Origin of the sequence: Myxococcus stipitatus DSM 14675, from assembly GCF_000331735.1 — a bacterium.
Taxonomy (GTDB): Bacteria; Myxococcota; Myxococcia; order Myxococcales; family Myxococcaceae; genus Myxococcus; species Myxococcus stipitatus.
On record NC_020126.1, the window covers coordinates 4,542,851 to 4,557,654 of the forward strand.

Genomic DNA, 14,804 nt, shown 5'->3' on the forward strand with positions numbered 1-14,804 from the left:
GCCTGCGCGCCACCCACGTACTGGCGATAGAACGCGGCGATCTCGCGAACGATGACGGAGATGGACCAACCGTCGAGACGATGTGATGCACGGTGGCGAGCAGGAGGTGCTCGTCGTGACCGTGGCGAACCAGCGTCGCGTGGACGAGCGGCCACGAGACAGGTCAAACGAGTGCGCGGCCTCATCACGGATCAACCGCTGGGTCTCCGCGGTCCTCTCCTGCTCGGAAAGCGCGGAGAGGTCGACGAGCGGCATGTCAGGAGCGCGTGGTCCTGGATGACTTGAACAGGCCGGTCGTCAACGAGGGCGAAGTGGGTGCGGAGGACTTCGTGGCGCTGAGTCAGGCGCGGAGGGACTGAAGGAGCGCGTCTGGGTGAGGAGCCGAGAGCTTGAGGACCCAGGGGATGTTGTAGGTGGAGTTGCCGGGCTGGAGCTGGTCGAGGAACCAGAGGCGCTGCTGGCGAAGGAGAGCGGGAGGGCCTGAGTCCTGTCGGCGGGGACGAGAGGCAGGACGCGAGAAGAGGAGAGGCTCTCGAGGCGCTCGGCGAGAAGAGCAACGGTGGGAGAAGAGAAGAGCTCGCCGAGGGGGAGCTCGACGTTGAAGGCGGAGCGGATGCGGGAGACGACTTGAGTGGCGAGGAGGGAGTGGCCACCCAGCTCGAAGAAGTCGGAGTGGATGCTGACGCGAGGGAGGCCGAGGACGTCGGAGAAGATGGAGGCGAGCCGAGCCTGCGCAGGAGAGGAAGGCTCGACGAAGTCCGCGTCGGAAGAGGCCGCAGAGGCGAAGTCGGGAGGAGGGAGGGCCTTCCTGTCGAGCTTGCCGTTGGGTGAGAGGGGGAAGGACGGGAGAGAGACGAGAGCGGCCGGCACCATGTACTCGGGCAGGCGCTGGAGGAGGAAGGAGCGAAGGGAGGAGGAGTCGACGCCCTGGCCTTCGGAGGAAGTGAAGTAGGCGACGAGACGCTTGTCGCCGGGGATGTCCTCACGAGCGAGGACAGCGGCCTCGTGGACGCCTGGGAAGAGGCGGAGAGCAGCCTCGACTTCACCGAGCTCGATGCGGAAGCCGCGGACCTTCACCTGGAAGTCGGAGCGGCCGAGGAACTCGAGAGAGCCGTCGGGGAGCCAGCGGACGAGGTCGCCGGTGCGGTAGAGGCGAGCGCCGGGAGTCACCGAGAAGGGGTGAGGGATGAAGCGCTCAGCGGTGAGGTCAGGACGGTTGAGGTAGCCCCAAGCGAGGCCGTCACCGCCGACGAAGAGCTCACCGGGGAGGCCGGGAGGAAGAGGGAGGAGAGAAGAGGAGTCGAGGACGAAGGCGGAGGAGTTGGAGAGAGGGGCGCCGATGGGGACGGAGCGGGAGAAGGAGTCGCCGTGGCGGAGGGGGAAGGTGGCGGAGAAGGTGGTGTTCTCGGTGGGCCCGTAGCCGTTGACGAAGAGGTGGCCAGGGGGGAGGCGAGAGAGGTGCTCGCGGACGCGAGAAGGAGGAAGAGCGTCGCCACCAGCGAGGAGCTGGGAGACGGAGGCAAGAGCGGAAGGCTGGAGAGAAGCCATCTGCTCGAAGAGGCGCCGTCAGCCAGAGAGAAGAGATGCGCTCCTGGAGAAGGAGAGAAGCGAGCTCGTCGAGAGAGAGGGCGTGGGGAGGAGCGAGGACGAGCTTGGAGCCGTGGAGGAGAGCCCCCAGATTTCGAGGTGGAGGCGTCGAAGGCGACGGGGGCCGCATGGAGCCAGACGTCGGAGGGGGAGAAGCGGATGAAGGAAGAAGAGACGAGGCGAGTGACGCCGCGGTGAGGAATGCAGACACCCTTGGGCTCGCCCGTGGAGCCCGAGGTGAACATGACGTAGGCGAGGTCCTCGCCGGAGCCCAAGTATGCGAGAGGCGAGGAGGGCTGGCGGGAGATGAGGCGGGCCTGCTCGTCGAGGAGGACGAGGACGGACGAGGAGGAAGGGAGGTCGTCAGCGACGTCGGAGTGAGAGACGAGGACGCCGGCGGAGGACTCGCGGAGGACGAAGGAGAGGCGCTCGGAGGGCCAGGCCTTGTCGAGGGGGACGTAGGCGGCGCCCGCCTTGAGGATGGCGAGAAGCGAGACGATGAGGTCGGGCGAGCGGTCGAGGCGGAGAGCGACGCGAGAGCCTGGGAGGACGCCCAATGAGCGCAGGTAGTGGGCGAGCTGATTGGCGCGGGAGTCCAGGGCGGCGTAGGTGAGTGACTCACCGCCGGAAGAGACAGCGACGGAGTCAGGAGACCGAGCGGCCTGCTGAGAGAAGAGCGCGTGGATGGAGGAGTCACGCGGGTAGGCCGAAGCGGTGTCGTTCCAGGAGGAGAGGACCTGCTGCTTCTCGGAGGAAGTGAGGAGCGAGAGGGAAGAGAGCTGAAGCTCGGGCTGAGAGACGACGGCTTCGAGCAGGCCGGAGAAGTGTGCGAGCAGCCGCTCCATGGAGGAGGCGTCGAAGAGGTCCGTGTTGTAGTTGAGCGTGCCTGAGAGATGGGCACCCTCTTCGAGGACGAGGCTGAAGTCGTACTTCGAAGACTCGATGGTGGAGGGCAACCCGCTCAGGATGAGACCAGGGAGCGAGAGTTCTCCTTCTGGCGCGTTCTGGAGCGTGAGGGTGACCTGGAAGAGCGGGGAGCGAGAGAGGTCACGCTGCGGCAGCAGCTCCTCGACAAGCTTCTCGAAGGGGACGTCCTGGTGCTCGTAGGCGGCGAGCGTGCTGAGGCGAACCTGTGCGAGCAGCTCACGGAACGAGCGGATGCCCTGGAGGCGAGCGCGCAGGACGAGGGTGTTGACGAAGAAGCCGATGAGGCCTTCGGTCTCTGAACGATTGCGGTTGGCGATGGGAGAGCCGACCGAGATGTCGTCCTGGCCCGAGTAGCGAGAGAGCAGGAGCTGGAAGGCCGCGAGGAGAACCATGAAGGGCGTAGCACCCTCGCGCTGGGCGAGGGCCTTCACCGCCTGCGTCACTTCACGAGACAGAGAGAAAGTCAGCAGTGCGCCGCGATAGGTCTGGACGGCGGGACGGGGCCTGTCGGTGAGCAGCTCGAGAGAGGGCGACGCCCCGTCGAGATGCTGACGCCACCAGGCGATCTCTTGCTCCAGGACATCGCCGGCGAGCCACTGCCGCTGCCAGACAGAGAAGTCTGCGTATTGAATGGGCAGCGCAGGAAGCTGCGCGGACTCACCACCGCAATACTGACGGTAGAAGGCCGCGAGCTCGCGGACGATGACGGAGATGGACCAACCGTCAGAGACGATGTGATGCACGGTGGCGAGCAGCAGGTGCTCGTCTTGACCGTGGCGCACCAGCGTCGCGTGGATGAGAGGTCCGCGAGACAGATCAAACGAGTGCAGGGCCTCCTGACGGATCAATCGCTGCGTCTCGGTGTTTCTCTCCTGCTCGGAAAGAGCGGAGAGGTCGACGAGAGGCATGTCCAGGCGAGCATGGTCCTGGATGACCTGCACGGGACGGCCGTCGAGGACGCTGAAGTGGGTGCGGAGGACTTCGTGGCGCTGAATCAGGGCGCGGAGGGACTGAAGGAGCGCGTCTGGGTTGAGGGAGCCGGAGAGCTTGAGGACCCAGGGGATGTTGTAGGTGGAGTTGCCGGGCTGGAGCTGGTCGAGGAACCAGAGGCGCTGCTGGGCGAAGGAGAGCGGGAGGGCCTGAGTCCTGTCGGCGGGGACGAGAGGCAGGACGCGAGAAGAGGAGAGGCTCTCGAGGCGCTCGGCGAGAAGAGCAACGGTGGGAGAGGAGAAGAGCTCGCCGAGGGGGAGCTCGACGTTGAAGCCGGAGCGGATGCGGGAGACGACTTGAGTGGCGAGGAGGGAGTGGCCACCCAGCTCGAAGAAGTCGGAGTGGACGCTGACGCGAGGGAGGCCGAGGACGTCGGAGAAGATGGAGGCGAGACGCTCTTGGGCCTGAGAGGAGGGAGGAGTGAAGTCCTCTGAAGCAGAGGCCGAGGCGAAGTCAGGAGGAGGAAGGGCCTTCCTGTCGAGCTTGCCGTTGGTGGAGAGAGGGAAGGACGAGAGAGAGACGAGAGCGGCCGGCACCATGTACTCGGGCAGGCGCTGGAGGAGGAAGGAGCGAAGGGAGGAGGAGTCGACGCCCTGGCCTTCGGAGGAAGTGAAGTAGGCGACGAGGCGCTTGTCGCCGGGGATGTCCTCACGAGCGAGGACAGCGGCCTCGTGGACGCCTGGGAAGAGGCGGAGAGCAGCCTCGACTTCACCGAGCTCGATGCGGAAGCCGCGGACCTTCACCTGGAAGTCGGAGCGGCCGAGGAACTCGAGAGAGCCGTCGGGGAGCCAGCGGACGAGGTCGCCGGTGCGGTAGAGGCGAGCGCCGGGAGCTCCGTCCCCATCGGCGCCCCTCTCTCCAACTCCTCCGCCTTCGTCCTCGACTCCTCCTCTCTCCTCCCTCTTCCTCCTGGACTCCCCGGTGAGCTCTTCGTCGGCGGTGACGGCCTCGCTTGGGGTTACCTCAACCGTCCTGACCTCACCGCTGAGCGCTTCATTCCTCACCCCTTCTCGGTGAGGGAGAAGGAGTCGCCGTGGCGGAGGGGGAAGGTGGCGGAGAAGGTGGTGTTCTCGGTGGGCCCGTAGCCGTTGACGAAGAGGTGGCCAAGGGGGAGGCGAGAGAGGTGCTCGCGGACGCGAGAAGGAGGAAGAGCGTCGCCACCAGCGAGGAGCTGGGAGACGGAGGCGAGAGCGGAGGGCTGGAGAGAAGCCATCTGCTCGAAGAGGGCAGCCGTCAGCCAGAGAGAAGAGATGCGCTCCTGGAGGAGGAGGGAAGCGAGCTCGTCGAGAGAGAGGGCGTGAGGAGGAGCGAGGACGAGCTTGGAGCCGTGGAGGAGAGCCGCCCCAGTATTTCGGAGGGTGGAGGCGTCGAAGGCGGACGGGGGCCGCGTGGAGCCAGACGTCGGAGGGGGAGAAGCGGATGAAGGAAGAAGAGACGAGGCGGGTGACGCCACGGTGGGGAATGCAGACACCCTTGGGCTCGCCCGTGGAGCCCGAGGTGAACATGACGTAGGCGAGGTCCTCACCGGAGCCCAAGTGTGCGAGAGGCGAAGAGGGCTGACGTGAGATGAGGCGAGCCTGCTCGTCGAGGAGGAGAAGGACGGACGAGGAGGAAGGGAGGTCGTCAGCGACGTCGGAGTGGGAGACGAGGACGCCGGCGGAGGACTCACGGAGGACGAAGGAGAGGCGCTCGGAGGGCCAGGCCTTGTCGAGGGGGACGTAGGCGGCGCCCGCCTTGAGGATGGCGAGAAGCGAGACGATGAGGTCGGGCGAGCGGTCGAGGCGGAGAGCGACGCGAGAGCCGGGGAGGACGCCCAATGAACGCAGGTAGTGGGCGAGCTGGTTGGAGCGAGAGTCCAGCGCGGCGTAGGTGAGGGCTTCGCCAGCGGAAGAGACAGCGATGGAGTCAGGAGACCGAGCGGCCTGCTGAGAGAAGAGCGCGTGGATGGAGGAGTCACGCGGATAGGCCGAAGCAGTGTCGTTCCAGGAGGAGAGGACCTGCTGCTTCTCGGAGGAAGTGAGGAGCGAGAGGGAAGAGAGCTGGAGCTCAGGCTGTGCGACAACCGCTTCGAGAAGGCCGGAGAAGTGGGCGAGCAGCCGCTCCATGGAGGAGGCGTCGAAGAGGTCCGTGTTGTAGTTGAGCGTGCCCGAGAGCCGGTCGCTCTCCTCGAGGATGAGGCTGAAGTCGTACTTCGAGGTGTTGATCTCGACGGGCAGGGATTCGAGGACGAGCCCCGGAAGCGTGAGCGAAGGCTCTGGAGTGTTCAGCAGCGTGAGCGTGACCTGGAAGAGCGGAGATCGGCTCAGGTCGCGCTGCGGCTGGAGTTCCTCGACGAGCTTCTCGAAGGGGACGTCCTGGTGCTCGTAGGCGGCGAGCGTGTTGAGGCGAACCTGAGCAAGCAGCTCACGGAACGAGCGGACGCCCTGGAGGCGAGAGCGGAAGACGAGGGTGTTGACGAAGAAGCCGATGAGGCCTTCGGTCTCCGCGCGATTGCGGTTGGCGATGGGAGAGCCGACCGAGATGTCGTCCTGGCCCGAGTAGCGGGAGAGCAGGAGCTGGAACGACGCGAGGAGGACCATGAACGACGTGGCACCCTCGCGCTGGGCGAGAGCCTTCACGGCCTGCGTCACTTCCCGAGACAACGTGAAGGGAAGGACCGAACCTCGGTAGGTCTGGACGGCGGGACGGGGCCTGTCGGTGAGCAGCTCGAGAGAGGGCGAAGCCCCCTCCAGGTGCTGACGCCACCAGGCGATCTCCTGGTCGAGGAGGTCACCCGCAAGCCACTGCCGCTGCCAGACGGAGAAGTCCGCGTACTGGATGGGCAGCGTCGGAAGCCGCGCGGACTCGCCCCCGCTGTGGTGCTGGTAGAAGGCCGCGAGCTCGCGAACGATGATCGGAATGGACCAGCCGTCCGCCGCGATGTGGTGGACGGTGACGAGCAGTAGGTGCTGTGACTCGCTCAGCTTGATGAGCGAGGCTCGGAGCACCGGGTCTTGTTCCAGATTGAACGGGCGCAGTGCTTCGGCGGCCGCGAGCCGCAGCGCCTCGGCGTCCCGGTCCTGCTCGGGGAGAGACGAGAGGTCGATGACGGGAAGCTCCAGGGGGAACTGCTCCTGGATGAGCTGAACGGGCTGTCCCTCGTGGACGGCGAATCGGGTCCGCAGGGCCTCGTGGCGCTGTCCCAAGGCACGGAGGGATTCACGAAGCGCGTGCGTGTTCAGCGCGCCGCTGAACTTGATGGCCCAGGGGAGGTTGTAGGCCGAGCTCCCCGGCTGGAGTTGATCCAGGAACCAGAGACGCTGCTGCGCGAAGGAGAGAGGGAGCGGCCGGGCCCTGTCGGCTCGCGCGATGGGGGCCACGTCGACGGCCGCGGACGAAGCGAGCCGCGTGATGCGCTCGGCGAGGAGCGCGACCGTGGGGGCCTCGAAGAGGACTCGGAGCGGGAGCTCGAGGTGGAACGAGGCACGGACGCGCGAGACGAGCTGCGCCGCGAGGAGCGAGTGCCCCCCGAGCGCGAAGAAGCTGTCCATTGCCCCCACGCGCTCCACACCCAGCACCTGCGCGAACACCCCCGCTAGCAGCTCCTCGGTCGGCGTGCGCGGCGCGACGTAGCGCGGTCCCGAGTCCGTCTGCACGGGCGCGGGAAGCGCCTTGCGGTCGACCTTGCCGTTGGGCGTGAGCGGGAGCGACGGGAGGGAGAGGAGGACGGACGGCACCATGTGCTCGGGCAGGTGCCGTTGGACGAAGTCGCGGAGCGCGGAGGACTCGAGCGTGAGGCCCGGCTGCGGGACGAGCCACGCGACGAGACGTCCGTCACCCGAGGCGTCGAGGTGGACGCCGCAGACCGCCTGCAGGACGGACGGGTGGCGTGAGAGGACCGCTTCGACTTCACCCAGCTCGATGCGGAAGCCGCGCAGCTTCACCTGGAAGTCGACGCGGCCGAGGAAGTCGAGCGAGCCATCGGCACGCCAGCGAGCCAGGTCGCCCGTGCGGTAGAGGCGCGCGCCCGGGACTCCGGAGAAGGCATCCGGGAGGAACCGCTCGGCGGTGAGGTCCGGACGGCCAAGGTAGCCCCGGACCACGCCGTCGCCGGAGATGAACAGCTCGCCCGGTGCGCCGATGGGCAAGGGCTGTCCCGACGGGTCGAGGACGAAGAGGCGGTTGTTCGCGAGCGGCGTGCCGATGGAGAGCGTGGACACGCCCTCGTCCGCGGCCGACGCGGTGTGCGCGGACGACCAGACGGTGGTCTCCGTCGGGCCGTACATGTTGAGGAGCGCGGACTGCGGAAGCGAAGCGCGGAGCTGGGACGCGAGCGGCCCGGGGAGCGCCTCACCGCCGACGAGCAGGAAGCGGAGGGCGGAGAGCGCGGGGACACACTCCGGGTCGAGCACCTTGGAGCGGGCGAACGACGGCGTGCACTGCAGATGCGTCACGGGGTGACGGTGGAGGACTTCCGGCAGCGTGAGCGCCGTGCCGAGGCGGGAGGCGGCTCGCTCGTCGTGGAGGACGACGTGGAAGCCTCGGCAGAGCGTCCAGAGGAGCTCGAGGACGGAGATGTCGAATGAGATGGAGGTGACGGCGAGCCAGGTGCCGGACGCCGCGCCGAGGCGGTCATCCATGGCGGCGAAGAAGTTGGCCGCGGTGCCGTGCGGCACCATGACGCCCTTGGGCCGTCCGGTGGAGCCCGACGTGTAGATGACGTAGGCGAGGTGGGCGGAAGACGCGTTGCCCGGGGCCCGCGCCGCCGTGTCGCCGGTCTCCTCGATGAGGAGGACACTCGCGTCGGAAGACGGGAGCGAGTCGACGAGCGCGCGGGACGTGAGGACGAAGGGCGCTCGCGAGTCCTGGAGCATCCAGGAGAGCCGCTCCGTGGGGTAGTCGGGGTCGAGCGGCAGGTAGGCGCCGCCCGCGTGGAGAATGCCGAGCATGGCCGCGACCATGTCGGTGGAGCGGTGGAGGAAGAGGCCGACGGGCGCGTCCGGGCGGAGGCCGAGCGACTGGAGCCGGTGGGAGATGCGGAGGACGCGCTCGTGGAGCTGTCCGTACGTGAGCGACTCGTCGCCGAAGGAGAGCGCGACGGCGTCGGGCGTACTCGTGGCCCGGGCGGCGAACTGGAGGTGGAGGCAGGACGGGTCGACCGGGCGTGCGGACGTGTTGAACGTGCGGACGACCTGCTCGCGCTCCTCACCCGTCAACAGGGAGAGCGTCCCCAGGCGGGCATTCGGATTCGAGACGAGGGTCTGGAGCGCGACGCCCCAGTGCCGCAAGAGGCGCTCGGGCGTGGAGGACTCGAAGCGGGCGGCGTCGAAGAGCAGACGCAGCTCCATCGAGTCACCTGGGATGACGTACGCCTCCAGCGGGGTGTCCGCCTGCTCCCGCGCGCTGAAGTCGCGGATGCCCAGCTCCGCGCTGGCCGAGTTGACCGCGGCGTCGACGGGGAAGTTCTCGACGATGAAGAGGGACTCGAAGAGGGGCGTGCCGCGCGGCACGTCGCTCCACCCGTGCAGGCGCACCAGGGGCGTGTGCTCGAACTGGCGCAGCTCGAGCTGTTGCGTGTGGAGCTGCTGGAGCCACGAGAGGACGGTGGTGTCCTCGTCGACGAAGAGGCGGACGGGCAGCGTGTTGATGAAGAGGCCGACGGCCTGCTCGATGCCGGCGATGTCGGCGGAGCGGCCCGACGTGGTGCCGCCGAAGAGGATGTCCCGCTCGCCGGTGTGACGTGAGAGCACCAGGGCCCAGGCGGCCTGGACCAGCGCGTTGAGCGTGAGGTGATGCTGACGGGCGAAGGACTGGAGCGCGGAGGTCGTCTCCGCCGGCACCCAGAGGTTCAGGTTCTGACGCCGAAGCGCGGCCTGCGTGTTTCGAGGGAGCGCACCGGGCAGTGGCGTGGGCGCCGTGAACCCGCGCAGCGCCTTGCGCCAGTAGGTCTCCGCGGAATCCAGCGACTGGCGCTGGAACCAGGCGATGTAGTCGCGGAAGGAGGTCGACTCGCTCCTGGACGTGAGCCTGTTCGAGCGCACCTGCTCGTAGGTGGTGAAGAGCTCCTGGAAGAGGAGGCCCAGGCTCCATCCATCCACGATGAGGTGGTGCAGCGTCCACAGGACGCGCCACGTGGTGTCCTCCGTCCGGATGACGGTCAGACGCAACAGCGGCGGCGTGTGCAGGTCGAAGCCACGGGCGCGGTCTTCGGCCACGAGGGCGTCGAAGCGGCCTTGCCGCGTGGCCTCATCCACGCCGCGCCAGTCGTGCTCCTCCCACGGGAGGGTGGCTTCCGGGTGGACCCACTGGAGGGGCTCGTCGGCGCCCTCGGCGATGAAGGACGTGCGCAGCAGCGGCTGACGCTCGATGACCACTTCCCATGTGCGGCGGAAGGCGGCCATGTCCACGGCGCCGCCGAAGGTCCACGACAGCTGCGTGACATAGACGCCGGAGCCCGGGGCCGCGAGCGTGTGGAAGAGCATGCCCTGCTGCATGGGCGACAGCGGGTAGAGGTCATCCGCCCCTTTCCCCGAGGGCAACACCTGGTCCAGCACGGACTGAGACAGCCGCGCCAACGGGAAGTCCGTGGGCGTGAAGCGGCGAGCATCGGCGGAACCCCGCGCATCGATGAGCTGCCGCAGCGCGTGCATGCAGCGCTCGGCGAGGGACTGGATGGTCCGCGCCTGGTGCGCGGCCTCGCTGTACGTCCAGACCAGCGTCAGTCGGCCCTCGAAGACGTAGCCGTTGATCTCCAGCAGATGCGAGAGCGGGGCCGTGGGAGCACGCAGGGCGCCCAGGGGCTCACGCGTCGCGGTGAACGGGTTCAGCACGGAGCCATCACCGGAGGGCTGATGGAACTGGCCCAGGTAGTTGAAGAGCACCTGGGCACGCGGAAGCGCACGGAGCTCGAGGCCCTGCTCCTCGCCCGCGAGGTGGCGCAGCAGGCCGTAGCCCAGACCCTTCCGAGGCAGGCGCCTCATCGAGTCACGCACCGCGCGCAGCCTGTCACCCAGGCTCGCGGCGCCCGAGACATCCAACGTCACGGGGTACAGCGTGGTGAACCAGCCCACGGTGCGGGACAGGTCCACGTCGTCGGAGAACGGCTCGCGGCCGTGACCTTCCAGGTCCACGCGCACGCGCGGCTGGCCCATCCAGTCCGTGAGGCTCTCGGCCAACGCCGTCAGCAGCACGTCGTTGATGTGCGCGCGCCAGGCCGTCGGCGTCTCCTGCAACAGCAGGCGCGTCTGGGCCTCGTCCAGCGAGACCTCCACCGTGCGCGCGGAGGCCACGGACGTGTCGCCGCCGGGCCCATTCGTGGGGAGGGCGGGGACCTCGCGTCGGCCCTCTTCCAGCCAGTAGGTGCGCTCGCGCGCGATGTCCTCGGAGCGCGCGAACTCGGTCAGCTTCGACGCCCACGTCTTGAACGACGTGGACTTGGGAGGCAGCGACACCGGACGGCCCTGACGCGACTGCACGTAGGCCGTGCCCAGGTCCTCCAGCAGCGTGCGCCACGAGACCCCGTCCACACCCAGGTGATGCACGGACAGCAGGAGGCGGGAGCCGCGCTCCGCGCCGAGGTGGAGGAGGGCGGCACGCAGGAGCAACCCTTCCTCCAGCGTGTGGCTGGCGTGGAGTCGGGAGCCCGCGGACTCGAGGGCCGAGGGCAGCTCCGCGTCGGACACGGACGCGAGGTCCACCTGCACCAGGCGGACGGCGGTCTCCGGTCGAGCGAACTCCTGATGCCAGGTGCCATCGGACTGGCGCATGAAGCGCAGCCGCAGCGTGTCGTGATGGGAGACGACGGCGCGCAGCGCGGTCTCCAGGCACGGGACGTCCACGGGCTCGCTCGACGCGAGCATGAACGCCTGCGCGAAGTGGTGCGGCTGGGGCCGCTCACCCTCGAAGTAGTCGAGCTGGATGGGCGTCAGGAGCGACGTGCCGAGCTCCAAGGACTGCGCGGCCTGCGGCCCGTCGGCCTGCTTCGCGACGCGGGACAGGGCCTCCAGCGTCTGGTGCTGGAAGAGCTGGTTGGCGGACAGGTGCAGCCCGGCCTGGCGTGCGCGCGAGACGACCTGGATGGCGAGGATGGAGTCGCCGCCCAGCTCGAAGAAGTTGTCGTGGAGGCCAACGCTGGACACGCCCAGCAGCTCCGCCCAGATGGTGGCCAGGGTCTGCTGCGGCGCGGTCTTGGGCTCGAGGTAGTCCGATGCGTCGCGCGCCTTCAGCTCCGGCGCAGGCAGGGCCCGCCTGTCGACCTTGCCGTTGGGTGACAGCGGCAGGGCGGGCAGCGTCACGAACGCGGACGGCACCATGAACTCAGGCAGGCGCACGGCGAGGGAGGCGCGCAGGGCCTGAGGGTCGATGTCGGAGGAGGCGACGAGATAGGCGACGATGCGGGGAGCGGCGTTGTCCTCGCGCAGGACGACGACGGAGTCGGAGACGCCGGGGAAGGCGAGGAGCGCCGCTTCGATTTCACCGAGCTCGATGCGGAAGCCGCGCAGCTTCACCTGGAAGTCGGCGCGGCCGATGTACTCGATGGAGCCGTCGGGCAGCCAGCGCGCGACGTCACCGGTGCGGTAGAGGCGCGCGCCCGGCGTGGCCGAGAAGGCGTCCGGGATGAAGCGCTCGGCGGTGAGCGAGGGGCGGTTGAGGTAGCCGAGGCAGACCTGGATGCCGCCGATGAAGAGCTCACCGGGGACACCGACAGGCGAGGGGCGCCCCGTGTCGTCGAGGACGTGGAGCTGGGTGTTGGAGATGGGGCGGCCGATGGGGACGAAGTGGCGCGTGTCTCCGCGAGCGCAGTGCCAGTGAGAGACTTCGACGGCGGCCTCGGTGGGGCCGTAGAGGTTGTGGACCTCGACGGAGGCGGGCAGGCGCGAGTGCGCGCGGCGGACGAGCTCCGCGGGGAGGGCCTCACCGCTGCACATCAGGCGGCGGAGCGAAGTGAGGGACTCCAGGCCCGGCTCGTCGAGGAAGACGCGGAGCATGGAGGGGACGAAGTGGACCGTGGTGATGCGTGCCTCGGCGATGAGCCGTGCGAGGTACGTGGGGTCCTGGTGTCCGCCTGGCTTCGCGAGGACGAGCCGCGCGCCCGAGATGAGCGGCCAGAAGAACTCGAAGACGGAGACGTCGAAGGAGAACGGCGTCTTCTGGAGGAGGGAGTCCGAGGGCGCGAGGGAGAACTCGCGCTGTCCCCAGAGGAGCCGGTTGACGACACTCTTGTGGGAGTTGATGGCGCCCTTGGGGCGACCCGTCGAGCCGGACGTGAAGATGACGTAGGCGGGAGCGTCCGCGCCGGAAAGAAGCGGAACGGCTTCGGCTGAGTGCGCGCCGACGGCGTCCCACTGCGTGTCGAGGCAGAGGATGTGCGCGGAGGACGCGGGCAGCACCGCGAGGAGGTGCTGGTGGGTGAGGAGGACGGGGGCCTGGGTGTCCTCGAGCATCCCGGCGATGCGCTCACGGGGGTACGCCGGGTCGAGCGGGACGTAGGCCGCGCCGGACTTGAGGACGGCGACCATCGCGACGACGAGGTCGAGTGAGCGCTCGAGGGAGATGCCGACGAGGGAGCCCGGACGGGCACCGAGCGCGCGCAGGTGGCGGGCGAGCTGGTTGGAGCGCGCGTCGAGCTGGGCGTAGGTGAGCGAGGCGCCTTCGAAGTGAAGGGCCTCCGCGTCGGGTGTACGACGGGCCTGGGCCTCGATGAGGGAGTGCAGGCAGACGTCGCGCGGGAAGTCGTCCCCGTGTCCCTGGAACTCGGAGAGGAGCTGGAGCTGCTCCTCCTGGGTGAGGATGGGCAGCTCGGACAGCCGCATGTCCGGGTTCGCCGCCACCGCGCCGAGCAGCGTGTAGAAGTGCCCGCGCATCCGCTGGACGGTCGCGACGTCGAACAGGTCGGTGTTGTACTCGAGCCAACCGAAGATCTCGTCCGGCCGGTCCTCGCGCAGCTCCAGGAGCAGGTCGAACTTGGCGGAGCCCGGGTCCACGAGCAGGTACGTGGACTGCAACCCCGGCATCGACAGGTCCTGCCGGGGCGTGTTCTGGAAGCTGAACATCACCTGGAAGAGCGGGTGACGGCTCAAGTCGCGCGGCGGGCGCAGCTCCTCCACCAGCTTCTCGAACGGAAGCTCCTGGTGCGCGTACGCCGCCATGCACACGTCCTTCGCGCGGCGAAGCAGCTCGCGGAAGGTGGGGTTGCCGCCCAAATCGTTGCGCAGCACCAGCGTGTTGACGAAGAAGCCGATGAGCGGCTCCAGCTCCGGCACGTTGCGGCCGGCGATGGGCGAGCCGACGGTGATGTCCGTCTGCCGCGAGTGCCGGTGCATCAACGTCTGGAAGACGGACAGCAGCGTCATGAAGAGCGTCGCGCCCTCCTGCTGGCTGACCTCCTTGAGGGCGCGCGTGAGCGACACCGGGAAGGTGACGAACTGGCGGGAGCCTCGGTACGTCTGCTCGGGAGGACGGGGCCTGTCCGTGGGCAGCTCCAGCGGCGCGGGCAGCGTGCGCAGGTGCTGCTTCCAGAACTCCAGCTCCTTGCGCAGCCGCTCGCCCTGCATGCGCTCGCGCTGCCAGACGGCGAAGTCGGAGTACTGGATGGCGGGCACGGGCAGGTCGGGCGACTGGCCGGTGACCTCAGCGGCGTAGAAGGCCATCAGCTCGCGGACGAACACGCCCAGCGACCACCGGTCCGTCACCAGGTGATGCATGGTGACGAGGGCCACGTGGTTGTCGGGCCCCAGGCGCAACACCTTGCCGCGCAGCAGCGGCCCACGCGCCAGGTCGAACAGGCGCTGGGACTCCTCGGTGGTGCGGCGATCCACCTCCGCGTCCTGCTCCTCCTTCGGCAGGTGCGAGATGTCCTCGACGGGGACCGACAGGTGCATCTCCGGCACGACCACCTGCACGGGGATGCCGTCCTCGCGCGCGGCGAACACGGTGCGCAGCGACTCGTGGCGCCGGGCGACCTGGTTCACACACCGCTCCAACAGGGCGATGTCCAACGTGCCGGTGAACTGGACGGTGATGTGGACGTTGTACGCGAAGGCGCGGCCGCCCTCGAGCTGGTCCACCACCCACAGGCGTTGCTGGGGGAATGACGCGGGCGCGGGTGCCGTATCGGTGCGGCGCGGAATGGTCCGCTCCACGGCCTTCGTCGACGCTTCCTGGAGCTGTCCCTTCTTCTCCTTGAGGAGGAGCTCATACAGCGCACGCTGCTTGGGGGAGAGCTTGTCGAGATTCTTGGAGCTGCCGCTCATCTCTGTACTCCAGGGGCTCCGGTGACCGGGGATTGCCCAGGGCGGAGGCGAAAAATGGGGCGGGCCGGT

The 14,804-nt window shown here is 68.5% G+C and carries 2 protein-coding genes and 3 pseudogenes; all 5 read right to left on the reverse strand.

Annotated elements, in window-relative coordinates:
- Positions 1–297: 297 nt before the first annotated feature.
- Positions 298–1,170 carry a phosphopantetheine-binding protein gene (locus tag MYSTI_RS45315; protein WP_015349158.1) on the reverse strand — a complete coding sequence of 291 codons (873 nt, stop codon included), beginning with the start codon at positions 1,168–1,170 and terminating at the stop codon, positions 298–300.
- A 108-nt stretch (positions 1,171–1,278) separates the two neighbouring features.
- A pseudogene (locus MYSTI_RS45690) lies at positions 1,279–1,548 on the reverse strand (AMP-binding protein); the annotation flags it as partial.
- A gap of 197 nt (positions 1,549–1,745) precedes the next feature.
- A pseudogene (locus MYSTI_RS45695) lies at positions 1,746–4,508 on the reverse strand (condensation domain-containing protein); the annotation flags it as partial.
- Complete coding sequence (locus MYSTI_RS45700) at positions 4,505–4,975, reverse strand: AMP-binding protein (protein ID WP_201768996.1); 471 nt, start codon at positions 4,973–4,975, stop codon at positions 4,505–4,507. The gene MYSTI_RS45700 and the pseudogene MYSTI_RS45695, both read right to left, overlap by 4 nt.
- A pseudogene (locus MYSTI_RS44680) lies at positions 4,893–14,735 on the reverse strand (amino acid adenylation domain-containing protein); the annotation flags it as partial. The pseudogene MYSTI_RS44680 and the gene MYSTI_RS45700, both read right to left, overlap by 83 nt.
- Between the last annotated feature and the right edge of the window lie 69 nt (positions 14,736–14,804).